Source organism: Psychromonas sp. KJ10-10 (genome assembly GCF_047323245.1).
GTDB lineage: Bacteria > Pseudomonadota > Gammaproteobacteria > Enterobacterales > Psychromonadaceae > Psychromonas.
The window spans coordinates 3,808,084-3,832,761 of the sequence record NZ_CP178826.1; the positions used below are offsets into that span (position 1 = coordinate 3,808,084).

Sequence of the window (24,678 nt, forward strand, 5' to 3'; positions counted from 1 at the left end):
AATATTTATAATGTTTTTATTTCTAATAATTCATTTTGCAAGCATGCAGTAAAGGCTTCACTGACATCAAAGTTTTCATCTATTGTTATCGTCGCTTCAAAGGCCGCATTTAACGGGGTACTTTTACCTAGCAATGTTTGCATTAATGCAACTTCTGCACATGTCAATAAACGTGCTTGCACGGCGCTTTGAATACGCCAAAACATCACAAAGCTCTCTTCAGCGCTTTCAGGTAGATGCTTGCTGGTCATTATTCGTTTTCAGTGAAACCCATTCATAAAAAGCGCTTTCATCGACTTTCACTAACCGCACACTCGGGTTAAGTCTGACATTGAGTTCTGTCAGTTCAATTCCTTCTTGTAAAAGTGCATTCACATAATCTATTGTTAATGTATCCTTTGAGTCGGCACTCATTAAACTCATTAGCCACGCGTAATCTAGCTGAGCCATATTCACTAGGTTCGTATTTTCATCAGATTCAACGTGTCGCGACTCAGCTAATGCATCGCTCCCTTTGCGGTTAAGTTTTGTGTCACTCAGTAATTTTTCTAAAAATTGAGGGAAATTGATTCCGTACCCAACTAAGGTTCCTTGCTCAGGTGGAAAATGATCAACATACAGTCGAGCCACATCACGAAAGCGATCAGTAGAGAGCTTTTTTTCACACATAGGAAAGTTGGCAGATAATGCATCAATACAGCCTTTATAAAAGCCATTGCGGTACACGGCTAATCGATTAATATGCGATGAGTTTTCACAAAAAGCGTCTATGCCATTTGAATCTCCGCTACGCAGATACTCGGCAAAAGCGTCAATGTAGTCTTGTGTACTCATTCGCTTACTTCTTCTTTTAAAGAGATATTGGCGCTATGTTTATTCTTGCATTGATCCAAATAATTTTGTGCTATTTTACGTTCACTCATTAGCTCATCGAAGGAAGGAATATTTGCGTCTCGTTCAATAAGAACGGGAACATGACCAAATAATGTTAGTGCTTGTTGCAACAATTGCCAGACAGGTGTTGCTACTGCAACTGCATGACTATCAATTAACAAAGACTGGCCAAGCGAAGGGTCTTCATCATGGCCTGCAATATGGATTTCTCCAACAAGGTCGCTTGGTATCTGTTGTAAATAGTTCAGGGCGTCAATGCCCGTATTTTGACTACTAATATAGAGGTTATTAATATCGATAAGTAAGCCACAACCTGTGCGCTTAGTCGCCTCAACTAAAAATTGAGGTTCATCCATATCACTCACAAAGTCTAAGTAGTTACTTGGGTTTTCAATTAAAATAGAACGACCAATGCCCGACTGATAAGCATCGATACCATCAATTAAAGATTGTAGTGCATCTTGAGTGCGAGGCAATGGCAGTAAATCTGCAAAATATTTACCTTGCGATTTAGACCATACTGCGTGCTCTGAGACTAAGCTCGGTTGAAACTTATCTATTAGAGCTTTTACTTGTTTGGTATGCGCTACCATAGATTTATGATCAGATCCTAAAGAGCCACCTACACCATGAAAGCTGACATTATAATTTTCACGAATCGCGCTTAAGTAATTTAATCGTGGTCCACCTTCTACGAAAAAATTTTCGGTATGTACCTCAAACCATAAATTATTTGTAGATTGCTGTTGTAAAGGTAAAGCTAAAATATCATCTAGATGTTCAGGCTTTAAACTTAAACCTGCACCTAAATGATCCCCAGCATGAATGTGCTGGGGGAGTGTAAGTGATTAACCTTCAAGAGAACCAGTCCCGTTAGGTGTTATAATTGACTCACATGTTCCTTTAGGTGCGTAAGTCCAAGCATTTGCTTGAAAATCTACCGTCGAAGTACCTTCACAACTTGTACCTGCACCCGCTTTACAATCATTCTCACCAGCTAAAGCAATACCGTAACACTTGTCTTTACGACCACGCACTTTATCGCCAGCTAACCAATTTGTTAGTTGTTCTTGTACTTTAGGAGTCGCACCTTCAGCAATTGATAATTGGTTATTTGCACCAGCTGTTGCGCCTGCGCTTAATACTGCTACTGATGCGCCAACTAGTAATGCTTTAGTTAAGTTTGCTTTATTCATTTGTTATTCTCCTGATTAATGTTCATATAAAAGTTAGACGATATAAGTGTGTTATCAATCTAGGAGACCCATTCATATAGAATAAAATTTCAAAGTATTTTAATAAATTTTAAAAATAAGACGATTAACTATGATTCATGGCTAAAAAAATAACCGGAAATAGGCGTGGCACTTTTAAAGTGAAATAACTGATTGATAGGTTCTTGGAGCATTTATTATGGGCATACTGAGAAATTAATATTTCGTGAAAAAGTGACAGAGACTTGAATTTTAGCCCTAGCAATGTGCCTTGGTACCATTAATAAGCTATATGCTGAAGCTCTTCTTTTCCTCACTCTAGGATCCACACGTCCTGGCCTTTTTCCAATTTAATGGCCTTCAATTAAATATCAAAATGAAAGACCTTACCCGAATAGCAGTGAAATGCTCGGAACCGGGAGTTAGCGAGGTAGAAAGCCGAGTCGCAAACGCCCACTTAGCGACTTAGAACAGAACCTAATTAGCAAATAGTGAAAAATGAAAGACTTGGCCCTCAGCCCTCCTCTTAATACTAATCGCAATGAAAGACCTGATAATCATATAGTAAGTACCTACAGTTTACGTTCTATAGAGTCTGCGTTACGCATGCCAATTTATATCAATTTTCTTATTTGTTGCAACACAGTCCCTTAAATAAAGGTTTATAAGGCTTTGATAAGGGACACCAGACTCTTCTGCCATAGTTTTAAAGTAAGAGATGACATCTTCTCCAAGGCGCATAGTTACCGGTTTTTTCAATTTACTAGCGTACGGATTTTTACGCGATTTCATTTTAGATAAATCATATTCTGCTTTCATAATTAATGCCCTCGCTGATAGTTTTTACTTTCATTTTTAGTTGCTTTTGGCGCGGAAATTAATCTAATAGTATTTCCATCATCACGCTCACAATGGCAAATAAGTAATAGATTCGATTCATTACTCATTCCAAGCATCAAAAAACGATCTTCGGTATTGGAATTCTCTTGGTCAAAGAACTGTAATGCAAAATCATCAAAAAATACGGATTTAGCTTCCTCAAAAGAAATACCGTGCTTTTTAATATTTGTTACAGCTTTTGCTGTATTCCATTCAAATTTTATCATATGTACATTGTATGTACGCTAGAGAAAAATGTCAAAGTAGCTCTAACGAAGCTGTAGAATTTCCCATTTTCAGCCTAATTATTTAAAAACAAACATATTAATCCACATTTTCTTGGGATTAAAATAGATTATTCACTTTTCAATAAGCAATTGATTAAATTGAGTTATAAAGATTTTCATGAGGCGAATTAGGATGGGTTATTGCGTTTTAAGGACTTTGCCTTTTGTTAATGTAAACTATTGCTTAGCTTCTCATCGTCTTAAGAATCAGTTTGAACAAAACAAATCATTTACCATTGGGTATTCTCTTTTTGTTGGTCATCTACCGAGAATATAATCTTGTCTTTATTCACCGTGCTCTTGCTAAATATATAGACTCAAAAATACTTAAACGTTTGCCAATTTTGTTTTATTGCAAAATGAAAGACCTAGCCCTCATGGTATTTTTAATCACAATGAAAGACCCCATTTTTTCAAAGCAACTTACGATAGGCTCGGGCAATAAGATATTAAAAATAGTTTTTCTAGCTCAGTTTGGGAACAAATCAGCATGAAATTTGATCCGCTCATACATGAATACCCTCTACATTTTTTCTTCCAAAATAGCGCTGAAATTGGTTGTATGCCAATTGTTAGTAAACTCTACTTCTATTTTATGCCTACCCTTAGTAAATAAATAAGGTACTTTAGTCTTTGAGCCCCCTTCATAAACCACAAAACCATCAACAATAATTCTTGTTGAAGCCCAACTTAAATGTACATTAAATTGTAACTCTTGATCTTCTGTAAACTCGAACATACCAACCCAATAAGCACCAAAATCATTTGAATCAATATCATGTAAATCTTTATAGGAATACTTTATAGCGTGCCTGTTTAACGTGGCTGGTAGCAATAACTTTTTTCTATTATTAGTATTAATGTAAAAAGCTTTAAATGAATTAAGTGGCATTTCATTTTGGGGGTTTAAATCATCGCCCCAAGTTTTTGTTGCACCTGTTGTAATAAGCCTTACTTTAGGTGTTTCTTTTTTATCTCTGTTACCTCATATTCTATTTGTGGAACTATTGGTAGCTCTCTTGGAGGAAGGGGGTCTACAACTATTGCTTTAATATCACTAGTATTATTAGCACTAATATCTGTTTTTATCGCAGTTAACTCTGGCTCTAATTCACTAGTAGTAGAATTGAATATTAGAAAAATAATCGTGATTAAAAGAATCAGAGCAATAAATATAGCATATGTCCCCGTTGGAGTAGGCGATGCTTTTTTTAACTGAGAATGAGAGTATTCTTCATCTTCTATAATAATTTCATTAGCAATTTCTGTTATTTTGGATCTTTTTAAGTCTGTCATTTTTTCTAAAGCAGAAATATGATCTTCTAACTGTTGTTGTTTTTTTGCTCAGATTTTATTTTTGCATCAGTTTCTAATGTTCGTTTGACAAGCCTTTTTAAAAAAGACTTTTTATTATCATCCATGATTAATTCTGTTCCATACTGGGTTTAGGTTGTATAAATTACTGATTTGTCTAATAACAGTAAGTCATTTATCCCAAAAGTGTAGATGGTGATCATAATATAACTTTTCAGCAATAGACAAGTAAAATGCTCGGAATTGGGAGTTAGCGAGATAGAAAGCCGAGTCGCCCCCCACTAAGCGACTTAGAAAAGAACCTAATTACCAAAAAATGCAAAATGAAAGACTTGACCCTCAGCCCTTCGCGACCCTTCGAAAAGAACCTAATTACCAAAAATGCAAAATGAAAGACCTGGCCCTCAGCCTGCTCGACCCCAATCATATTATTCTTCTAGTTTATTCATTTTTTCCTTGTTCCTAAACGATGAATGATGAACGAATAGCTAACGTCGCCATAAACGGTGAGTAATAGTTGGCTATACTGTGTAGCGAAACGAAACTTAGCCAACTATTACGAATCCGACTTGATGGCCTTGTTATAAGGCGGTTTAACTGCATATTGCTGATACTTTACAACAAACTCTTTTGCTTGAGCTAAAGTTTCAGGATAAGGCACGCTGTCATAGCTATTTTTAATTGTCCGAATTTTTTGGAATACAAAACCATGCTCAATTAAATACTCAACTTTTTTCCATTGAGCTGTATCTGATTTTTTAGGCGGTTTGAAGTGACGTCCCAAGTTAACAGCCACACCTTTACAAACAGGGCACTCAATAGTTCTTGGATAATCAGATGGAGCAAGATTAAATTGGCGCATATTTGACGTTTTACAGTTACAACAAGCAAAAGACATAGAATACACTGGCCCATGAACTTTAATCTGAGGCTCAGGTAGATCTCGATAGCCATCCTTTCTTCGAAGTTCCATCCTTGACTGTTTATCCATACTTGCTTACGCCTTATAATGAGGCTGTAGAATTTCTCATTTTCAGCCTGATTAATTAAAATAAAAACCACATTAATTCATATTTAGTTGAGATTCCAATAGATTATTCGATTTTCAATAAATGATTGATTAATTTGAGTTGTAAAAGTGTTTATGAGGCTAAATAGGCTGGATTATTGCGGTTTAAGGGCTTAACCCTTGGGTTAATGTAAACTATTCCTTAATTTCTCAATGTTATGAACAAGGCAATACATCTGCCACTGGGTATTCACTTTCTCTTGACCGCGCAGTGTGAATTTATTCATGCCTTTATTCACAGTAATATTACCAAACACAGGCTCAATAGCACCGAGTCGTTTACTGTATTCACGTCTGCCAGGGCTACTATCTATTTTCACTCGCATTCTATCGGTATAAGAAATGCTCTTCGTTGTTTTGCCTGTTTCAAATTGCACTTGCCGACCTTGTTTAGTGGGCGCTTTTCGCATGCATTGCTTTTGTAATGGGCAAACACGGCAATCTTTTAAATAACCAGAGAACCGAACATATTGCCGACCGGCGGTTTCAACATTTTTAACACTTAACCACATCTCTTTTCCTGCTGGACAGTGGCATTCATTTTTCTTTTTATCAAAGTAAAAGTCTTTGCTATTAAACAATCTCGCCCGGCCTTTACTGCGTTTCAATCGTCGTTTTTCTTGCTCTGTATGATAGGTTTCGCTCTCTTTAAATAATGGATTCCGGCTTCTAAATGCAGTATCGGCAATGTAAGCATCGAGCCCTGTTGTCGCCATAAACTCAAGGTTCACTTCACTATGAAAACCGCTATCAGCAGTAAACTTTGCTTCACACAAAGCATCAGGTGTACCAAGTTCAGTCAGTTGTTTTTTTAAATCTTCGATAGCGGGTTTTAACGTTTGTTGCTCTCCCACACTTCCCCAAACTTGGGCCTGCATAATCACTTGGTGCTTATCATCGTTAATGGCTATGCCGTTATAGCCTTGAATCGTCCCTTTACTGGTCGTCATTTTGGCGCTGTCTGGATCGGTAATATTACTTTTCACAGGCTTTCTCTGACTACCTAGCTTTTCTTCATTGGTCGCTAAAAATTCTTTGATTTTATCTGCACTTTTATCAAGTTTAGCCTGCTGTTTTAAATCATGTGCAACTTCATCTTCACTCAAACTATCTTGTGCTTGATGACGAGCTAATATGCGTTGGCTCGCTCGACGTAACTTAGCTTGTTTGCGTTCAAGTTCATCAAATGTACCACTCCATTCTTTACTGGCATTCGATCTGATTTTACATCCGTCAATCGCAAACATGTTACGGCCTATCAAACCTTCGCGGTCACATATCATTAATACTTGAGTAAAAAGTGGTTCGATTTGATCTTTCATTTTAGCAACGAAGCTAGCAATGGAAGTGTAATGAGGTTGTACATCGCCCGATAAACTCATAAAGGTAATATTTTTTTCACAAGCTTCAGCAATACGGCGACTCCCCACTAATCCTCTAGAATACGCAAACAGTATAATTTTTAACATAACAGAAGGAGGATAAGCAGATGCACCGCATCGATCATTTTTATAGAAGCTATCAAAGGAGGATAAATCAAGGTGCTTATCAACGATATGAGAAAGCGCGTATTCAAAGGTACCGGGGATAATTTGCTGTGCAAAATCAATCGGAATGAATTTACTTTGGCAGGATAAGTCAGGTTTATAGTTGGCCATCACATTTAACTCTGAGCGAATAATAACTATTAGATCACAGTCGATCACCGCATTCAAGTTCATTTTTCGTACAATGCCGCAAAATTAAAAAAGAGCGATAAACGCTCTTTTGGGAGAAATTCTACAGCCTCAACGCCCAGTTAACCGGAGCGTAGGTTGATATTGTTTTTGCGCCTTTGGTCTTTTTGCAAAAACGATGGCAACCGTTTACGCTTCCGTGTTTAACTGTTTGTTATATTTTTTCTTAATAACCAAAAGTAAATGCCTATTGACGTTAAAATTAAATATAAACCAACATAGAAAGACTTATTTGAATAATGTAATACTGTATTTATTTTTTTATCAAAGTTAATAACTTCTTTTCCCGCTATATGTAACTCCCAAATACTACTACCTCGTGTTCTGCTTGTGATGTTCTTATCAAAGGTTTTACTAGAGTGTACAATCACGTCTTTTCCAATGGTCCAAGCATCATCTACTTTGCACCAAGGGGGTTCCTTGTTATTACGTACGAGACTTTTGAGGTTTCAGTCTCGATTGTCATATTTATACGGGACATACCTTTAGCGTTACGACATCTGAATGATTTAATTACACCTGAAGTTTTATATAGTGATTTTTTATCTAATTCATCAATTTCTAATTGAATAATTAATGAATCAATGAGACAAAAAAGCCTCCTATGATCATCGCAATGGACATGAATTTGTTGGTGTTGGAAACTTTCTCCATAATGATACGCCCTAAATATAACAGTTTTATATACAACGACATGACGTAAAACCTATTGTTGTATATCTTAAATTATTAAAACCTACACAATAACGATATAAACAAATTAAATCAACAAACCATAAAAACTATTACACAAAATCATGAACAGACTAATGCGTCACTTTATTGCATGGCTACATTTCTTAAAGTTTAACTAAGCTACTGTTTTATAAGTAAAATTGCATTAGCTTTTTATCACCTTCAATTGAAACATTTTTTATCAGTTTCCAGAAAAAGCGTCATAGTGACATAATTTCTAGCTTTATTGATATACAGTAAGATTGAGGGCAAGTCTTTAATTTTACATTTTTTAATATTTAGATCAGATATAAATCACTGTACATCTTGAAGATAGAGGGAAAAAATACCAAAACTTCCCAAGTCGAACCTCATGAGTAACTCACAAGCGCCACTAAGTATCTTGTTGAGCGACAAATGTTTAACCAGAGTAACTTTAGCGAAAAATGATTTTTAGGTGTTGGGTTTTAAGTGTTGTTTTGGCTTTTGTGGTTTGTGGTTTTACTGAAAGCTGATCGCTAGAGGCTAGAAGCTGATAAAAAATGGTCGGTATATAAGAAGATTCGAAACTGCAGAAAGCCACAGTTAACTTATACTTATAATAGACGCTACTTTAGAGAAAAAGATTGTGGGTTTTGGGTTTTGGGTTTTAACTAATAGCTAACAGCTGGTCGCTAAAAGCTAATGAAAATGGTCGGTATGACAGGATTCGAACCTGTGACCCCTGCTCCCCCAGAGCAGTGCGCTACCAAGTCGCGCTACATACCGATTTGGGCTATTTTAATAATTTATCGATACTATGCAACCTAAAAGAGTCATTATTTTATTTAATTTTCAATCGATTAAGAAGTAAACAGCTTTTGGGGCAAAAAAATACCCATCAAAAGATGGGTATTAATATTTAGTATTTGAATAAGCTATTTTATTAAACCGTTAAGCAATCAAACTCAACTAATGTATCAACATCGGCTTCATAATCTACGCCTTCGACACCAAAACCAAACAGTTGTAAAAACTCATCTTTGTAATCTTGGTAATCAGTTAATTCGAATAAGTTTTCAGTGGTGATCTGAGGCCACAAGTCAGTACATGCTTGTTGTACTTCATCACGAAGTTCCCAGTCATCAAGACGTAAACGACGCGCATCATCCGTTGTTACAGCACTACCATCTTCTTTGTATAACTGAGTAGTGAATAAACGATGGATTTGCTCCATACAGCCTTCATGTAAACCTTTTTCTTTCATGATTCTAAATACCATAGAAAGGTATAAAGGCATTACAGGAATCGCTGAGCTTGCTTGTGTTACAACACTTTTTTGTACTGATACATAAGCTTCACCATTTAAAGGCGCAAGTTGTGCTTGAATTGCCGTTGAAGCACGATCTAAATCGATTTTCGCTTGACCCAAAGCGCCGTTCCAATAGATAGGCCATGTTAGTTTCTGTACCAATGTATGAGTAAGCAACGGTTTTAACACCTTCAGCTAATACACCCGCTTCGCCAAGTGCACTTAACCATAATTCCCAATCTTGACCGCCCATTACTGTTACTGTGTTAGCAACTTCTTCTTCTGTTGCTGGTTCTACAGTCGCTTCGATGATGGTGTCTTTATTAGTATCAATTGCAGTTGAAACATAAGCTTCACCAATTGGTTTCAGTGATGAACGAATAACTTCACCTGTATCTGGCATTTTACGAACAGGTGCTCGCAACTGAATAAATAATTGCGTCTATTTGTCCTAAATCTTCTTTGATAAGCTCAATCACTTTTGCTTTAGTTTCATGTGAGAAAGCGTCAGCATTGATGCTTTTTGCATATAGACCATCAGCTTTTGCTTGTTTTTCAAAAGCGGCACTGTTGTACCAACCCGCAGAACCTGGTTTGCGATCTGTTGCTGGTTTTTCAAAGAACACACCAATCGTAGAAGCGTCTGAGCCGTATGCAGTACGCGATACGTGATGACATACCGTAACCCGCTGAAGAGCCGATCACTAATACACGTTTAGGACCATTTTTAATTTTGCCCTGTTCTTTTGTGTATTCAATTTGCGCCTGTACATTTTTTTCACAACCAACAGGATGTGTAGTTGTACAAATAAAGCCACGAATTTTTGGTTTGATGATCATAATTTAATCTCTTTTGTTAAATGATTTTTTGATTAGCATAATTTGAATGGAGCACAATATACCTTATTTTAGTGTATCTACTCAATACTCCTTCAAAATGGAGGTATTTTTATTAAATTAGTCTGTAAATGCTCAGGGCTAAGCTATTTATGCTTAGTTCAAGGCGGAAAAGCGCAGTTTAGTGGTTTAAAGACTGCGCACGTCCTGTGCTACGCCCTTCGGGCCATCCTTCGGATGTTCAAATTCATTCCCGATGAATTTGTGAGCATTTTCCAACGATGAAATAGGCTTAAATAGCAACGGCCTGAGTAATTACGTTTTACTAGGGATTCAAAATACTCGGCAACTCACCACTTAAGCCCATTGCTTGTTTAATAAATTGTTTTTTTAGCGGGTTAACATTATCAGCAAAAACTAATGCTAAGTCTCGGATTGTTTTTTGCACTGGATTATCCCCATGGAAGAGTTGCTTTAATACTTCCATTGAAGCCACCATTTGTGCGGCTTCCGTTTTACGCCAACGTTCAAAATGACGCAAATTAGCATAAACACCAATATCTTTATCAGCTTGGTTATTTTCTAAGATGCACTGTGCAAGGCTAACTGCATCTAATAAACCTAAATTGACTCCCTGACCGGCTAGCGGGTGAATGGTATGCGCCGCATCACCAATCAATGCAATACGATGTTTTGCAAAATCACGAGCATAACGCATGGTTAGCGGGAAACTATGTCGCTCACTTTGAACTTCACAAAAGCCTAAACGATTATCGAAGGTACGGGTTAATTGCTTATTAAATTCAAGCTCAGAAAGTGCTTGTAGTTGTTTTGCTTTTTCAGGTGAAACAGACCATACAATTGAGCAGAGGTTTTCTTCAAAAAGCGGTAAAAAGGCTAATGGCCCCTCTGGCGTAAACACCTGTCTGGCACAATATTCATGAGCAAGATCGGTTTTAACAGTGGCCACTAAGGCATGGTGATTATAATCCCAATGTGTGAGTGGAATATCAACTTTATTACGTACCCAAGAGTTTGCACCATCTGCACCAACCACCAGCTTAGTGGTTATATTTTTTCCGCTTTCCAGTGTTAACCAAGCTTCACCCTCGCCTAATGCAATATTGGTTAACTTATCGGGGTGATAAAAAGTCACATTAGCTTGTTTTTGAACACTTGCCTGTAAAGCATGTTGAATTTGTTCATTTTCAATAATATAACCTAGCTGTTCCGCTTCTACCTGTTGTGCATCAAAAGCAATTTTGCCAAAACTATCTTTTTCCCAAACATACATCGTTTGATAAGGTGTGATGCGTTGTGTATCGATATGTTGCCAAACATTCATTTTTTCAAAGATTGTTTTACTGGTCGCACTAATAGCGCTGACGCGAGTAGCAGGTGAATCCTGTAATGGCTTCGCTTCTTTATTTTCAATGATAGCGATATTTAAGTTACTTTTAGCTAATGTAGCGGCCAGTGTCAGCCCCACCATACCACCACCGATAATGGTTAAATCATAGGATAACATCATGATCTTTCTTCTTGTGTTAATAGGTTAAATTGCCCTTTGGCTTGTTTCACAATGGGACTACTCAATGAAGGAAATAAAGACATTGCTTTTAAGGCCATGGTGCGCCCAACAACAAAGGGAAAATGGCTATTGCTAAAAATATGCACAATCGAATCAGTCATATTAATGGTACGTTGCTGGTCTTTTTGTCGTGCTTGCCAGTAGCCCGCTAACATTGAATAGTCACCTAATTGTTTAATATCATCAAGTTCAGAGATAACCTTAGCAAGTACACTAATATCTCGCATACCAAGGTTAAAACCTTGTCCCATTACTGGATGTAAACAATGTGTCGCATTGCCTATCGCAACACCTCGATGTGTGATTGGTTTAGCTGAGACAATTAATTTAAGTGGATAACTAAATCGTTTTCCAGCTTTTTCAAAGATACCTGCGCGATAGCCAAAAGCCTTTTGTAGAGCAGTTAAAAAGTCGGCATCTTCCAAGTCCATTAAGTCATTTACTTCACTATTTTTTACTGACCAGACTAAGGAATAACGATTTTCAGAAAGAGGCAATAATGCAAGAGGGCCAGCATCGGTAAAGCGTTCATAGGCTTTATTCAGATGGGCTTTATCAACACTTACATTGGCAATAATGGCTGAACATTGATAATCATATTGTGTGTTAGAAATTGATAAAAGTTGATTAGTTAAACTATTCGCCCCATCGGCGAGCAACACATAGTTTCGCTTCGATTTGTGTTGCATTTTCTAAGCTGTTTTCTAACTTGTTTTGTATGGTGCAGGTGATAGTGTGCGCTTGCTTTTGTATATTAGTCAAAGCGCTATTGTAAATACGTTTTACCTGTGGAAATTGTGCTAATTGTTGTTGCAACACAGCACCTACATCTTGTAATTCAACAACAGAACCAAAGGGTAAGTTGCCCTTGGGTTTGTCAAGATTAACAATGCCCAAATTACCGCGATCTGAAATATGAATATCATCAATTGGTTGGGCATTTTTTTGTAATCTATGCCATAACCCCAATTCATCTAACAAATCACAACTACCGGCACTCAGTGCAATACTACGATTATCAAACCCTGGGTGAGCCCCTTTATCGACTTTTTCAGGGTTATCATCAATTAACACAACATCAAGTGCAGGAGACTGCTTGACGATAGCAAGCGCCAACAAACAGCCGGACATACCTGCTCCCACAATAACAATATCAGCCTGTTGCATTGCTTGTAGTGATTTCTCTGTCTTTGATTGTTGTGTCTTTTTTCAACCATGGGCTTTGGCGTCCGCCATCAATGCTTCGATTTCATCAATGGTTTTAGGCACATCGGCGCTAAGCACTTCAGCCCCTTGCTCTGTCACTAATAAGTCGTCTTCGATACGAATACCAATGCCTTTCCAGCAATCATCCACGTCCGCATCGTTGCTTACATATAAACCAGGTTCAATGGTAATAGCCATACCTGCTTCTAAAACACGAGGATCATCTAAGGTGCCATAGCTACCTGCATCATGTACATCTAAGCCTAAATAATGACCAATGCCATGCATGTAAAAGTCTTTGTAACTTTCATCGGCAATTAATGCTTCGCTATCGCCACTTAAAAGCCCTAATGCTAATAATCCATCAACGAGTTTTGAAACTACTTTTTTATTGATATCTGCCATCGCTACACCAGGTTTTACCTGATTAATGGCCGACACTTGAATGTCTAATACTAATTGATATAACTGCGCTTGATGATCTGTAAATTTACCGTTAACAGGAAAAGTACGAGTAATATCACCGGCATAACCTTGATACTCAGCTCCCGCATCTATTAGCACTAAATCGCCACTTTTTAATTGTTTGTTATTTTCAGTGTAATGCAAAATACAGGCGTTATTGCCACCTGCAACAATACTGTTATAAGCAACATCACGTGTTCCCTGTAGTGCAAACTGATGTTTTATTTCTGCTTCTAATTGGTATTCCCACATCCCCGGATAACAGGCTTGCATCGCGCGAATATGTCCAGAGGCTGAAATCTCAGCGGCTTCAGCAAGTAATTCTGCTTCTCGTTCGGATTTAATAACACGCATTTCATGTAAAATCGGTAAACAATCAAAATAACAATTTGGCACAATTGCGCCTTTGCGTTTTGAAGCGCGTAATTTGTTAATAATGGTTTTCAGGGTGTGATCTAAGGCATCGTTTTGAAACATTGGGTAATACAAGGCATCGATACCATTAATCATCGACTCAAGTCGCGTTTCAAATTCATCAATGCCATAGGCTTGGTCAACCGCTAACTTAGCTGGCGCTTCTTCTTGACCTAAACGGTAGCCATGCCAAATTTCAGCACTTTTGTCTTTTTTACGATTAAATAAAATAACGCGAGCAACACCATCGATATTGGTTAACATCAGCAACGCATCTGGTTCACTAAATCCAGTCAGATAATGAAAGTCACTATTTTGTCGAAATGGGTATTCGCAGTCATTATTACGTATTGTTTCATGGGCGACAGGAAATAATGCCATGCTATTTGCCTGCATTTTATTAATAAATTCAATTCTTCGTTGCTGAAATAGGCTCATTATTATGTTCTTCTAGTTATTAGTGGATAGTCTTCGATGAAGGCGCATTAGGCTTGCGCGAGAAATGGTTAAAACAAAGCATCGCACCAACACGCAAATATTCAACAATTTCTGCGTAGGCGATTTCAGATTCTTCATCTTCTTGTTCAAATTCTAAACTGACCTGAGAGATATCACGGATATCTTTAATCAGCTCCTGAATTTCTTCACTGGCTTCCTTAAGTGCAGGTTGTACCATGCCAAAACCGACTAAAAAACCCTGCGCCCATTGCGACATCAAATCACAACGATCATCCAGTGGTTGTTCATCGTCTGGTAATAATAAATTAAAACCTAAACCATCATCAGTAAATTGACTAACTACTTGGCTATGTATAGAAATAATCAGTTTCTTGGCTTTTTGCGGTAAGCCCATTCCTTCATTTACTATGTCATTAAAATGGGACTGCCAGCTATTTGAATTGAGATCAGTGCCTCCACAGATAAAGCCCGACAATAAACCATGCACCTCAGAGGCACTAGTAAATAGTTCAGCTTCCTGTAAAACATCGGTTATTTGGTTAAAACTTGGCAAAGGTTCAATACTCATCAGCGTTACTCTATCACGATTAATTATAAACAGAATACTACCCTTACATAACTCTTGTCGCTAGTATTTACTTGAAAGTTGCTAACTAGCTAGCTATATTAGAGTTTCTTTTCTAGGCTTCTTTCTTATATAGGTAGGTTATGGCACATCTTGATATCACTATTTTAGGTCAACACTACAAAATGGGCTGTCCTGATGGTGAAGAGGAAAACCTAGAAAAGTCAGTGATTCAATTTAATGACAAACTAAAAAGCATGAAAGCTCAGGCGCCTGGACGTCGTAATGAACAGCATATTGTGATGGTCGCTCTTAACTATTGTCATCAGTTAAATGTCGAAAGAATCAAAAACGAACAATATACGCGTGAGTTAAATGAACGCATTCAGTTATTACAAGATTCTATCGAACAAGCGTTACGCCCAACAACTGAAAAGATTGAGTAAAAGCAAAACAAACATACCTCAATTTCATCCGATTGATTAACATTAACCTTTGTTTTTTTCAACGTGTCTTTGACTTTTTCATACCCAAATTGCTATCGATAAATTTTCTTAAAAAATGTGATTTCAAATTGTTCGATCAATCACCAAACAAACCAAAATCCTCAAAAAGTACTTTTAAACAGAATAAAAAACGCGTAAGGTTATTTCAACCCTCGGGTATCCGCTAATCTTGACTAAGTCCCTGAGCCGATAAGTAATACCCCGGCGACTTGGATTGTTTACTATTGAGCAAGCTCGGCTTGTATCGAGAAGCCTGCGGTAAACACTGAGACGCCACCTTGACCTTCGGGTTTAAGGTCACAGTCAATAACGATATCCTTGGGTTTCTTACACTTAGCTGTCAGTATTAAGCTATCAGTTAAAAGCAAAATCTGTGCATCTCTTACCTTTAAAATACTATCTATGACTAATGTACTTTCCCGTAATCAAATTCGTCAAAAAGTTCGTTTAGCACGACGCTCTTTATCGCTACAACAACAAACTATTGATGCGAAAAAGCTTTTATCTAATCTAATCACACTGCCACAGGTACAACAATCGACTCATATAGCTATTTCATTAGCCTTTGACGGAGAAATATCAACACAACCTTTTATCGAGTGGTGCTGGAAGAATAATAAACAGGTGTATTTACCTGTACTTCATCCATTTACTAAAGGCCATTTGCTGTTTTTACATTACACAGCAACAACAGAAATGATCAAAAACCAATATGGTATTGCTGAGCCAAAATTAGATATCCAGTTAGTTTTGCCTGTTAAAAAGCTTGACATGATATGCACACCATTAGTTGCCTTCGATGCACAAGGCAACAGAATTGGTATGGGTGGCGGGTATTATGATCGTACCTTGGCGCCCTGGTTTAAGCAACAAACTGGGCCATATCCGATTGGCCTCGCACATGATTGCCAACAGGTCGCACAACTTCCTATTGAGTCTTGGGATGTTCCTCTTCCTAAAATAATTACCCCTTCTAAAGTGCACCGTTTTTAACATAAAAATTTAACAGTTTTATTGTACTGTATGCGTAATATCAGGCTATAATCTCGCCAATTTATTAGCGCTCACTTCAGGAAATAAAATAATGACTCAGGATGATAAGAAAAAAGCAGTACGCTTTGCGGCATTAGAATACGTCGAAAAAGACAGTATTGTTGGTGTAGGCACGGGCTCTACGGTTAATCACTTTATTGATGCTTTAGCAACAATGAAAAATGACATCGAAGGCGCTGTTTCAAGTTCTGAAGCATCAACAGCAAAACTTAAAGAATATGGCATTGAAGTCTTTGAACTGAACTCTGTTTCTGATTTAAGTGTTTATGTTGATGGCGCGGATGAAATCAATCCATTTAACCACATGATCAAAGGTGGTGGTGCGGCATTAACACGAGAAAAAATCGTTGCGACTGTAGCCAAAAAATTTATTTGTATCGTTGATGATACTAAAAATGTTGATATTTTAGGTGACTTCCCATTACCTGTTGAAGTGATCCCGATGGCGCGCAGTTATGTTGCTCGTCAGCTTGTGAAATTAGGTGGTGATCCTGTTTACCGTGAAGGTGTGATAACAGATAACGGTAATATCATATTAGATGTACACAATATGAAAATTTCTGAGCCACTAAAATTAGAAGCACAAATTAATGCCATTGTTGGCGTAGTAACAAATGGTTTATTTGCTGACCGTGGTGCCGATGTGGTGCTAGTTGGAACAGCTGATGGCGTGAAAACGCTAAAATAAACCAGCTTGTTATATTCGGCAACTTGTTAATGGTTAAGTAAGCTATTAACAAGTTTCTTGTATATAAGAATAAAGTATTAAAAATCATCATTTTTTATATGTGAATTAGCTCACATAAGTTTCCAATAGCACTTATTTTTGCTATTTTATGCCAACTAAAATTTTTCACCCATTTTTTTAATTATTGTTTGCCCATTTACCTCACCTGTAGGTTGCAAGGAACTAAAATGACCAAGTTTTCACTCGACAAAGATAAAATCAAAATCCTTCTTTTAGAAGGCTTACACCAAAGCTCAGTAGATACTTTTATTGCCGCTGGTTATAAAAATATCGAAAGCATTAAAACGTCCCTTAGCGAAGAAGATTTAATCGAGAAAATTAAGGGTGTTCATTTTATTGGTATTCGTAGCCGTTCAAACCTGAATGAAAAAGTATTAGCAACTGCTGATAAACTCGTTGGTATTGGTTGTTTCTGTATTGGTACAAACCAAGTTGACTTAGAAGCGACACAGAAAAAAGGCGTAGTTGTATTTAACGCACCTTTTTCAAATACACGAAGCGTAGCAGAATTAGTATTAGGACAAGCGTTATTATTATTACGTGGCATTCCTGAGCGTAACGCTAAAGCTCACCGTGGTGAGTGGGATAAGTCTGCAAACGGTTCATACGAAGCTCGTGGTAAAAACTTAGGCATTATTGGTTACGGTCATATCGGAACACAATTCGGTATCTTGGCTGAAAATTTAGGTTTCCGTGTTTCTTTTTATGACGTTGAAAATAAATTAACCCTAGGTAATGCAACTCAAATTGCTTCACTTGAAGAGTTACTTGGTCAATCAGATGTGGTTAGCTTGCACGTACCTGAAGTTGATTCAACTAAAAACATGATTGGCGCAAAAGAATTTTCTCAAATGAAAGATGGCGCTATTTTCATGAATGCGGCACGTGGTACGGTAGTTGATATCCCTGCTCTTTGTGATGCACTTGAAAGCAAAAAACTGTCAGGCGTCGCGATTGACGTATTCCCGACAGAGCCTAAATCTAACAAAGAAGAATTTGTATCTCCTCTGCGTAAATTCGATAATGTTATTTTAACGCCTCACGTAGGTGGTAGCACACAGGAAGCACAGGAAAACATCGGTTACGAAGTAGCGGGTAAACTTGTTAAATATTCTGACAATGGTTCAACGCTGTCTTCTAAAAACTTCCCTGAAGTATCGTTACCAAGCCATGCAGATGCAAGTCGACTATTGCATATCCATAAAAATCAGCCTGGTATTTTAACAAAAATCAACTTGGCTTTTGCTGAAGCGAATATCAACATTGCTCGCACAATACCTACAAACGGACGCGAATATTGGTTACGTTGTTATTGATGTCGACAGTGAAGATGCAGATACTGCATTGCTTAAACTAAAAGCAATTGAAGGTACTATTAGAGCTCGTTTACTTAACTAAATTTATTGCTAGTTAAGATAAATTAAACGTAATAAACAATGTTTTTTTAAGGGTAAATAGTTAAACTATTTACCCTTTTTTGTTTTATGGGAACAACAAATATGATCGATATTGGCATCAATTTAACCAATAAGCGCTTTGATAAAGATCTTGATCAAGTGATCACTAATGCTAAACAAGCGAATGTTAACAATTTAATTGTTACTGGCACATCAATTGAAGAAAGTGAACAGGCACTTGAGCTGTGTTTGCAATATCCAGATTACCTTTATTGTACTGCAGGCATTCATCCCCATGACGCAAAAACCTTTAACAAGGATAGCCTGAACATGCTACGAACAATTGCCAGTAACCAGCAGGTAAAGGTAATTGGAGAATGTGGTTTAGACTTTAATCGTAATTTTTCGACACCTAAAGAACAAGAGTTCGCCTTTGAACAACAACTTGCTTTAGCGGTTGAATTACAATTACCTGTTTTTATGCATGAACGTGATGCAAATAAGCGTTTTATTGAAATACTAAAGCCTTTTATCAAACAACTACCTAATGCAGTATTGCATTGCTTTACTGGCTCTCGTGAGGATTTAGAAGCTTGTCTTGCACTAGACATTCATATTGGCATTACAGGCTGGATTTGTGATGAACGACGAGGCACTGAGTTATATGAATTAGTGAAATTAATTCCAAGTGACCGTTTGATGATTGAAACTGACGGGCCTTACTTGTTACCTCGCTCAATGCGCCCAAAACCTAAATCAAGTCGCAATGAACCTAAGTATTTACCTTATATTGCAGAAACAATCGCTAATGCACGAGGTGAGTCACTGAAACAATTAGTGCAACAAACAGAGCAAAACAGTAGACTGTTTTTTAAAATTTAATGATTAAAACAAAAGGATCCCGCATGGCCATCTCTCAAAGTTTTCCTGCTCGTCGTTTACGCCGTTTACGTAAGCACGATTTTTCTCGCCGTCTTGTTGCTGAAAACCAGTTATCCGTTAATGATCTCATTTATCCAATGTTTGTTTTAGAAGGCACTAATCGCCGTGAAGCAATTCCATCAATGCCAGGTATTGAAAGACTTTCTCTGGATTTATTAGTCGCAGAATGTCTAGAGCTTGAAGCCTTAGGTATTCCAGCCGTAGCGCTATTTCCAGTAACACCCGATGATATAAAAACAGAAATGGCTGAAGAAGCTTATAACGCCGAAGGACTTGCTCAACGAGCAGTGATGCAAATTAAAGAAGCATGCCCTGATTTAGGTGTGATCACCGATGTTGCTCTAGACCCTTTTACCACACATGGCCAAGATGGCATTATTGATGATAATGGTTATGTACTTAACGATATCACCACAGAAATACTGGTAAAACAAGCACTCTCACACGCACAGGCTGGTGCAGATATTGTCGCCCCTTCCGATATGATGGACGGCCGTATCGGTGCAATACGTAAAGCACTAGAGCAAGCAGGTTATATCAACACTCAAATTATGGCTTACAGTGCTAAATATGCATCAAACTACTATGGACCATTTCGTGATGCCGTCAGCGCAGCAAGTAACTTAAAAGGGGGAATAAATCAACCTACCAAATGGATCCAGCCAACAGTGATGAAGCGATTCATGAAGTTGCATTAGATATCAGCGAAGGTGCTGATATGGTAATGGTGAAACCCGGTATGCCTTACCTTGATATTGTCCGTCGTGTCAAAACTGAATTACAAGTACCGACCTTTGCCTATCAAGTAAGTGGCGAATATGCGATGCATAAAGCGACCATTGATAACGGCTGGTTAAAAGAGAAAGAATGTGTGATGGAATCACTGCTGTGCTTTAAACGAGCAGGTGCAAATGGCGTACTAACCTACTTCGCCAAACAAGTCGCGATTTGGTTAAAAGAAGAACAACAGCAAAAATAGCAAATAGCAAATAGCAAATAGCAAATAGCAAATAGCAAATAGCAAATAGCAAATAAATAATAAACCCGCTATCAAAGCGGGTTTATTATTTGAAAATCATGACAAAAATATTAACCTAGCAACGGCTAATCGACGCTCTCTAAGGTATCTAAAGGCCAGCGCGGTTTTGCTTTAATCGCTAAAGATTCAAATTGTCCTGCTTTTAAACGTTGCATGCCAGCATAAGCAATCATTGCACCATTATCAGTACAAAATTCATTTCGCGGATAAAAGGCTTCGCCACCATTATTTTTCATCAACACAGCTAACTGTTCACGCAGGGAAGTATTCGCACTCACGCCGCCTGCAACCACAAGACGTTTTAGGCCAGTTTGTTTTAAAGCACGTTTACATTTTATGGCAATGGTATCAATTACCGCATCCTGAAATGCACAGGCGATATCAGCTTGAGTTTGTGCATCATCTCCCTAGTTCAGCAATGGTAATAGCAGTTGCTGTTTTTAAGCCACTGAAGCTAAAATCTAAACCAGGCTTGTTAGTCATCGGACGAGGAAAAACAAAACGTCCTGGAGTGCCCTGCTCGGCCATTTTTGCTAATCGAGGGCCACCGGGATAATCCAAGCCTAATAGTTTAGCTGTTTTATCAAAGGCCTCACCGGCGAGATCATCAATGCTTTCACCTAAAACTTCATATTCACCTATGTTTTCTACCTTTACCATTAAGGTGTGGCCACCTGAGACTAATAAAGCTAAAAAGGAAATCAGGTTTATTGTCTTCTAGCATAGGTGCTAATAAATGCCCTTCCATATGGTGTACTGCAATAGCAGGTACGCCCCAAGCAAAAGCTAAACTACGGCCAATACATGAGCCAACTAATAATGCTCCCACTAAGCCAGGGCCAGCAGTAAAGGCGATTGCATCAATATCTTCTTTAGTACAATTAGCAAGCGCCAGCGCTTCTTTAATTAAAGGGATGGTTTTACGTACATGATCACGAGAAGCCAGTTCAGGTACAACACCACCATAATCTGCATGCACAGCCACTTGGCTATAAAGTTGGTGTGAAAGTAATCCTAATTGATCATCATAGATCGCAATGCCTGTTTCATCACAGGAGGTTTCGATACCTAAGATTCGCATAGCGAGCCAGTCCTTAAATACAATAATAAAAAGCATAGTTTACCGTGATAGATCTGTTTTTACTCCCTAAAAATACAAATATAGTTATTTAAATATGATGCTAAAAAAATCTTTTATCGTATTTCTGAAAATTTAATACGGTAAGCCTTTACTTTTAACCCCAAATAGGATTAAAATCTCGCACCATTTTAAATGCATTGGTCGCTTTACGACCGTAACCATAAAGGTAATAGGCACATGCCAGTAATTAAACTTCGTGAAAACGAACCATTTGACGTAGCACTTCGTCGTTTTAAACGTTCTTGTGAAAAAGCAGGTATCTTAGCAGAAACACGTAAACGTGAATACTTTGAGAAACCTACTACAGTACGTAAACGCGCTAAAGCAGCTGCAGTTAAACGTCACTTGAAAAAACTTTCTCGTGAAAACGCACGTCGCGTTCGCCTTTACTAATTCAACTGACTTAGAAAAGGTAACCTATGTCTTTAAAAGCAAAATTAAAAGAGCAACAAATACTCGCAATGCGAGCGAAGGATAAGATCCGTTTAGGTACTATCCGTATGTTGCTTGCAACGATTAAACAAATTGAAGTTGATGAACGTATTGAACTAGATGATGACGCAGTGACGGCTGTTGTTATTAAATCAGTGAAGCAACGTAAAGATTCAATTTCTCAATTTGAAAAAGCAAATCGAGCTGATCTTGCTGATATAGAGAAGACAGAACTTGCAGTTTTGCAAGAGTTTCTACCCCAACCACTCACTTCTGATGAAGTAAAAGCTTTAATCGAGCAAGCTATCGCGTCAACAGGAGCAAGTGGCATGCAAGACATGGGTAAAGTGATGGGCGTACTGAAAAAAGATATTTCAGGAAAAGCGGATATGGGTGAAGTAAGTGCTCTCGTAAGAGCGGGCTTAGTTTAAACAAACGTTTCTTTTGAATTAAAAAAGCCTCATACTTAGCAATAAGTTTGAGGCTTTTTTGTTTGTAATTTTGTTTTTTAATAATTATACCAATCGTAATAATTAGCTTCCCGATAATACTATTAAAATTGCTTACTTCCAACTCAAACTAAACAATTTTTCTAGATAACATTTTGGGCATATAATTAATACAATTGGTGTGAGTAATTGGTGAGAACATGGCTGGTCGCATTCCTCGAAACTTTATTGATGACTTAATTTCCCGTACAGATATTGTTGACCTAATTGACAGTCAGATAAAACTGAAAAAAAAGGTGGCAGTTATCGCGCCCGTTGTCCTTTCCATAATGGTAATAATGACACCAGTTTTTCAGTTAATGATAAACAACAGTTTTATCATTGTTTCAACTGTGGAGCGAGTGGCAATGCACTTACCTTTGTCATGGAATACGAAGGGTTAGAGTTTGTTGATGCCATCGAAACACTCGCCTCAAAACTAGGCCTCGAAGTCCCAAGAGAAGACAATATTCAATCTGGCGGACAGCCCGTACCCTATGTGGATAGAAAAGATACCTATCTGTTAATGGAAGAAATCACCAAATATTACCAACAACAACTGTCACAACATAAAAATAGTGAAAAAGTAATAAACTACTTAAAAGGTCGTGGCCTTTCAGGCAAAACCGTCAAGCATTTTAAAATCGGTTATGCCCCTGAAGGTTGGGATAATATTTGCAAACGTTTTGCCAACTCAGCAGAAACACAGAAACAACTGCTTGAAGCGGGTATGATAAAAAACCGTGACAGTGGTGGTAATTACGATTTCTTTAATGATCGCTTAATGTTTCCTATTCTTGATAGACGCGGTCGAGTAGTTGGTTTTGGTGGACGAGTTTTTGATAATCAAGAACCTAAATACCTTAACTCACCTGAAACGCCCCTATTTCATAAAGGCAAAGAGCTTTACGGTTTATACCAAGTAAAGCAAGCCCATAAAACCATCGAACGCATATTAGTCGTCGAAGGTTATATGGATGTGGTTGCACTTGCTCAATATGGCATCGATTATTCTGTTGCTTCCCTTGGCACAGCCACAACACCTGATCATATTCATACACTGTTTCGTCATACCAGTGAAATAGTCTGCTGTTTTGATGGTGATAAGGCAGGCAGAAGTGCTCGCTTGGCGTGCTTTAGAAAATGCCCTTCCCTATATTCAAGATGGCAGGTCATTACGTTTTATGTTCTTAGCGGATGGTGAAGACCCAGATAGTTTTGTGCAAAAAGAGGGTAAAGAGCAATTTGAGCATTTAATTGGCCAATCTATCCCACTTTCGGATTTTCTGTTTCAGCAACTATTAGCACAGGTTGATATGAGCAGTAGTGATAGCAAATCAAAATTAGCACAGCTAGCAATTCCGCTAATCAGCCAATTAAATGAATCTATTTTCAGGCAGATGATGGAAGAACGATTAACAAAATTATTAGGTATAGAATTAGAAGGCTTACAAAAATTATTACCTAAACAGGAAAATAACACTAAAAAAGCGGTGCAAAACAAAACAACACCGATGCGCCTAGCCATATCTTTATTGTTGCAGAGCACCCGCAAATAGGCTACGGATTGCCTAATTTTCCTGAATTTAAAGAATTACAGCTACCAGGATTAAATATATTGAACTCTCTCCTTGAAATTTGTCGAGAGAGTCCCAATATAACTACAGGTCAGTTGCTTGAACATTGGCGAGAAACGCCACAAAGCAAGCAATTGAATCAATTAGCAGTATGGAAAAATGATGTGAAGGAAGATAAGCATGAGGATCTTTTCCTCGATATATTAGAGAAATTTCTTAACCTTCATCTCAATAATAAAATCGAATATTTAAAACAAAAAGCGCGATCTAGTGATGCATTAACAAGCGAAGAAACACAACAGCTGGCAATACTACTTAGCGAACAAAAACAAATATAATCAAACTGGAAAAATTTGCAATTAAAGCGTATAATTTGGCGCTTGCATTTTTTTCAATAACATCTTTCTATTTTGGACGGTA

The 24,678-nt window shown here is 37.7% G+C and carries 22 protein-coding genes, 1 tRNA gene, 1 other RNA gene and 6 pseudogenes; 11 read left to right on the top strand and 19 right to left on the bottom strand.

Going from position 1 to position 24,678, the window contains the following annotated elements:
• Nucleotides 1-5 precede the first annotated feature (5 nt).
• From ACLKMH_RS21880 to ACLKMH_RS21925, 10 genes are all read right to left on the bottom strand, one after another.
• Entirely contained in the window at nucleotides 6-251 is a 246-nt protein-coding gene (locus ACLKMH_RS21880) for a hypothetical protein (protein ID WP_413699952.1), read from the bottom strand.
• Entirely contained in the window at nucleotides 229-834 is a 606-nt protein-coding gene (locus ACLKMH_RS21885; protein ID WP_413699953.1) for a DNA-binding domain-containing protein, read from the bottom strand. Before ACLKMH_RS21885 ends, ACLKMH_RS21880 begins: the two co-directional genes overlap by 23 nt.
• The gene (locus ACLKMH_RS21890; RefSeq protein WP_413702440.1) at nucleotides 831-1,721 is read right to left on the bottom strand and encodes a DUF692 domain-containing protein; all 891 of its coding nucleotides are present in this window, start codon (nucleotides 1,719-1,721) and stop codon (nucleotides 831-833) included. The genes ACLKMH_RS21885 and ACLKMH_RS21890 overlap by 4 nt, the downstream gene beginning before the upstream one ends.
• A 21-nt stretch (nucleotides 1,722-1,742) precedes the next feature.
• Nucleotides 1,743-2,090: a DUF2282 domain-containing protein gene (locus ACLKMH_RS21895; protein WP_413699954.1), complete on the bottom strand. Its 348-nt coding sequence runs from the start codon at nucleotides 2,088-2,090 to the stop codon at nucleotides 1,743-1,745.
• Between the two features lie 618 nt (nucleotides 2,091-2,708).
• Nucleotides 2,709-2,927, bottom strand: a complete 219-nt coding sequence (locus ACLKMH_RS21900) for a CopG family antitoxin (RefSeq protein ID WP_413699955.1) — start codon at nucleotides 2,925-2,927, stop codon at nucleotides 2,709-2,711.
• 2 nt (nucleotides 2,928-2,929) lie between these two features.
• Nucleotides 2,930-3,214, bottom strand: a complete 285-nt coding sequence (locus ACLKMH_RS21905) for a BrnT family toxin (protein ID WP_413699956.1) — start codon at nucleotides 3,212-3,214, stop codon at nucleotides 2,930-2,932.
• 583 nt (nucleotides 3,215-3,797) lie between these two features.
• Nucleotides 3,798-4,166, bottom strand: coding sequence for a hypothetical protein (locus tag ACLKMH_RS21910; RefSeq protein ID WP_413699957.1), 369 nt, complete (start codon nucleotides 4,164-4,166; stop codon nucleotides 3,798-3,800).
• 59 nt (nucleotides 4,167-4,225) lie between these two features.
• Entirely contained in the window at nucleotides 4,226-4,570 is a 345-nt protein-coding gene (locus tag ACLKMH_RS21915) for a hypothetical protein (RefSeq protein ID WP_413699958.1), read from the bottom strand.
• A gap of 574 nt (nucleotides 4,571-5,144) precedes the next feature.
• Nucleotides 5,145-5,579: a hypothetical protein gene (locus ACLKMH_RS21920; protein ID WP_413699959.1), complete on the bottom strand. Its 435-nt coding sequence runs from the start codon at nucleotides 5,577-5,579 to the stop codon at nucleotides 5,145-5,147.
• 203 nt (nucleotides 5,580-5,782) lie between these two features.
• Nucleotides 5,783-6,607, bottom strand: coding sequence for a transposase (locus ACLKMH_RS21925; RefSeq protein ID WP_413702372.1), 825 nt, complete (start codon nucleotides 6,605-6,607; stop codon nucleotides 5,783-5,785).
• A gap of 164 nt (nucleotides 6,608-6,771) precedes the next feature.
• Here ACLKMH_RS21925 and ACLKMH_RS21930 point away from each other — a divergent pair, with 164 nt between their 5' ends.
• Nucleotides 6,772-6,819, top strand: a complete 48-nt coding sequence (locus ACLKMH_RS21930) for a hypothetical protein (protein ID WP_413702373.1) — start codon at nucleotides 6,772-6,774, stop codon at nucleotides 6,817-6,819.
• A gap of 136 nt (nucleotides 6,820-6,955) precedes the next feature.
• On the opposite strand, the pseudogene ACLKMH_RS21935 reads toward ACLKMH_RS21930, so the two are convergent.
• The 8 genes and pseudogenes from ACLKMH_RS21935 to ACLKMH_RS21970 form a co-directional block, all read right to left on the bottom strand.
• A pseudogene (locus tag ACLKMH_RS21935) lies at nucleotides 6,956-7,378 on the bottom strand (transposase); the annotation flags it as partial.
• Nucleotides 7,379-8,798: 1,420 nt separating this feature from the next.
• A tRNA-Pro gene (locus ACLKMH_RS21940) sits at nucleotides 8,799-8,875 on the bottom strand.
• Nucleotides 8,876-9,032: 157 nt separating this feature from the next.
• A pseudogene (fabV, locus tag ACLKMH_RS21945) lies at nucleotides 9,033-10,238 on the bottom strand (enoyl-ACP reductase FabV).
• Between the two features lie 322 nt (nucleotides 10,239-10,560).
• Nucleotides 10,561-11,766: an FAD-dependent monooxygenase gene (locus ACLKMH_RS21950; protein WP_413699960.1), complete on the bottom strand. Its 1,206-nt coding sequence runs from the start codon at nucleotides 11,764-11,766 to the stop codon at nucleotides 10,561-10,563.
• A complete protein-coding gene (locus ACLKMH_RS21955) occupies nucleotides 11,763-12,488 on the bottom strand; it encodes an FAD-dependent monooxygenase (RefSeq protein ID WP_413699961.1) in 726 nt (241 codons plus the stop codon). The genes ACLKMH_RS21950 and ACLKMH_RS21955 overlap by 4 nt, the downstream gene beginning before the upstream one ends.
• On the bottom strand, nucleotides 12,463-12,993 hold the full coding sequence (locus tag ACLKMH_RS21960) for an FAD-dependent monooxygenase (RefSeq protein ID WP_413699962.1): 531 nt from the start codon (nucleotides 12,991-12,993) through the stop codon (nucleotides 12,463-12,465). Before ACLKMH_RS21960 ends, ACLKMH_RS21955 begins: the two co-directional genes overlap by 26 nt.
• Before the next feature lie 42 nt (nucleotides 12,994-13,035).
• Entirely contained in the window at nucleotides 13,036-14,349 is a 1,314-nt protein-coding gene (pepP, locus tag ACLKMH_RS21965) for a Xaa-Pro aminopeptidase (protein ID WP_413699963.1), read from the bottom strand.
• 19 nt (nucleotides 14,350-14,368) lie between these two features.
• Nucleotides 14,369-14,938, bottom strand: coding sequence for a UPF0149 family protein (locus ACLKMH_RS21970; RefSeq protein WP_413699964.1), 570 nt, complete (start codon nucleotides 14,936-14,938; stop codon nucleotides 14,369-14,371).
• Between the two features lie 140 nt (nucleotides 14,939-15,078).
• Here ACLKMH_RS21970 and ACLKMH_RS21975 point away from each other — a divergent pair, with 140 nt between their 5' ends.
• From ACLKMH_RS21975 to hemB, 7 genes and pseudogenes are all read left to right on the top strand, one after another.
• Complete coding sequence (locus ACLKMH_RS21975) at nucleotides 15,079-15,381, top strand: cell division protein ZapA (RefSeq protein ID WP_413699965.1); 303 nt, start codon at nucleotides 15,079-15,081, stop codon at nucleotides 15,379-15,381.
• Between the two features lie 205 nt (nucleotides 15,382-15,586).
• Nucleotides 15,587-15,770, top strand: a non-coding RNA gene (gene ssrS / locus ACLKMH_RS21980) — 6S RNA.
• Nucleotides 15,771-15,843: 73 nt separating this feature from the next.
• Complete coding sequence (locus ACLKMH_RS21985) at nucleotides 15,844-16,434, top strand: 5-formyltetrahydrofolate cyclo-ligase (RefSeq protein ID WP_413699966.1); 591 nt, start codon at nucleotides 15,844-15,846, stop codon at nucleotides 16,432-16,434.
• A gap of 91 nt (nucleotides 16,435-16,525) precedes the next feature.
• Nucleotides 16,526-17,182, top strand: a complete 657-nt coding sequence (gene rpiA, locus ACLKMH_RS21990; protein ID WP_413699967.1) for a ribose-5-phosphate isomerase RpiA — start codon at nucleotides 16,526-16,528, stop codon at nucleotides 17,180-17,182.
• A gap of 227 nt (nucleotides 17,183-17,409) precedes the next feature.
• Nucleotides 17,410-18,640, top strand: a pseudogene (serA, locus tag ACLKMH_RS21995) (phosphoglycerate dehydrogenase).
• Nucleotides 18,641-18,741: 101 nt separating this feature from the next.
• A complete protein-coding gene (locus ACLKMH_RS22000) occupies nucleotides 18,742-19,521 on the top strand; it encodes a TatD family hydrolase (protein WP_413699968.1) in 780 nt (259 codons plus the stop codon).
• Between the two features lie 23 nt (nucleotides 19,522-19,544).
• A pseudogene (gene hemB / locus ACLKMH_RS22005) lies at nucleotides 19,545-20,560 on the top strand (porphobilinogen synthase).
• Nucleotides 20,561-20,685: 125 nt separating this feature from the next.
• Here hemB and tsaD read toward each other — a convergent pair.
• Nucleotides 20,686-21,701, bottom strand: a pseudogene (gene tsaD / locus ACLKMH_RS22010) (tRNA (adenosine(37)-N6)-threonylcarbamoyltransferase complex transferase subunit TsaD).
• Nucleotides 21,702-21,938: 237 nt separating this feature from the next.
• Here tsaD and rpsU point away from each other — a divergent pair.
• From rpsU to dnaG, 3 genes and pseudogenes are all read left to right on the top strand, one after another.
• A complete protein-coding gene (gene rpsU, locus ACLKMH_RS22015) occupies nucleotides 21,939-22,154 on the top strand; it encodes a 30S ribosomal protein S21 (protein WP_015464331.1) in 216 nt (71 codons plus the stop codon).
• A gap of 26 nt (nucleotides 22,155-22,180) precedes the next feature.
• Entirely contained in the window at nucleotides 22,181-22,624 is a 444-nt protein-coding gene (locus ACLKMH_RS22020) for a GatB/YqeY domain-containing protein (RefSeq protein ID WP_413699969.1), read from the top strand.
• A 218-nt stretch (nucleotides 22,625-22,842) separates the two neighbouring features.
• Nucleotides 22,843-24,596 (top strand): annotated as a pseudogene (gene dnaG, locus ACLKMH_RS22025) (DNA primase).
• The last annotated feature ends 82 nt before the right edge of the window (nucleotides 24,597-24,678 follow it).

Bases quoted from the DNA above. Each gene is read 5' to 3' on its own strand.
- ACLKMH_RS21970 (WP_413699964.1), bottom strand. From the start codon at position 14,938: ATGAGTATTGAACCTTTGCCAAGTTTTAACCAAATAACCGATGTTTTA.
- ACLKMH_RS21925 (WP_413702372.1), bottom strand. From the start codon at position 6,607: ATGACGACCAGTAAAGGGACGATTCAAGGCTATAACGGCATAGCCATT.
- ACLKMH_RS21880 (WP_413699952.1), bottom strand. From the start codon at position 251: ATGACCAGCAAGCATCTACCTGAAAGCGCTGAAGAGAGCTTTGTGATG.
- ACLKMH_RS21885 (WP_413699953.1), bottom strand. From the start codon at position 834: ATGAGTACACAAGACTACATTGACGCTTTTGCCGAGTATCTGCGTAGC.
- ACLKMH_RS22020 (WP_413699969.1), top strand. From the start codon at position 22,181: ATGTCTTTAAAAGCAAAATTAAAAGAGCAACAAATACTCGCAATGCGA.
- ACLKMH_RS21985 (WP_413699966.1), top strand. From the start codon at position 15,844: ATGACTAATGTACTTTCCCGTAATCAAATTCGTCAAAAAGTTCGTTTA.
- ACLKMH_RS21975 (WP_413699965.1), top strand. From the start codon at position 15,079: ATGGCACATCTTGATATCACTATTTTAGGTCAACACTACAAAATGGGC.
- ACLKMH_RS21910 (WP_413699957.1), bottom strand. From the start codon at position 4,166: ATGCCACTTAATTCATTTAAAGCTTTTTACATTAATACTAATAATAGA.
- ACLKMH_RS21950 (WP_413699960.1), bottom strand. From the start codon at position 11,766: ATGATGTTATCCTATGATTTAACCATTATCGGTGGTGGTATGGTGGGG.
- ACLKMH_RS21905 (WP_413699956.1), bottom strand. From the start codon at position 3,214: ATGATAAAATTTGAATGGAATACAGCAAAAGCTGTAACAAATATTAAA.
- ACLKMH_RS21920 (WP_413699959.1), bottom strand. From the start codon at position 5,579: ATGGATAAACAGTCAAGGATGGAACTTCGAAGAAAGGATGGCTATCGA.
- ACLKMH_RS21900 (WP_413699955.1), bottom strand. From the start codon at position 2,927: ATGAAAGCAGAATATGATTTATCTAAAATGAAATCGCGTAAAAATCCG.
- ACLKMH_RS21895 (WP_413699954.1), bottom strand. From the start codon at position 2,090: ATGAATAAAGCAAACTTAACTAAAGCATTACTAGTTGGCGCATCAGTA.
- ACLKMH_RS21915 (WP_413699958.1), bottom strand. From the start codon at position 4,570: ATGACAGACTTAAAAAGATCCAAAATAACAGAAATTGCTAATGAAATT.
- rpiA (WP_413699967.1), top strand. From the start codon at position 16,526: ATGACTCAGGATGATAAGAAAAAAGCAGTACGCTTTGCGGCATTAGAA.
- pepP (WP_413699963.1), bottom strand. From the start codon at position 14,349: ATGAGCCTATTTCAGCAACGAAGAATTGAATTTATTAATAAAATGCAG.
- rpsU (WP_015464331.1), top strand. From the start codon at position 21,939: ATGCCAGTAATTAAACTTCGTGAAAACGAACCATTTGACGTAGCACTT.
- ACLKMH_RS21960 (WP_413699962.1), bottom strand. From the start codon at position 12,993: ATGCAACAGGCTGATATTGTTATTGTGGGAGCAGGTATGTCCGGCTGT.
- ACLKMH_RS22000 (WP_413699968.1), top strand. From the start codon at position 18,742: ATGATCGATATTGGCATCAATTTAACCAATAAGCGCTTTGATAAAGAT.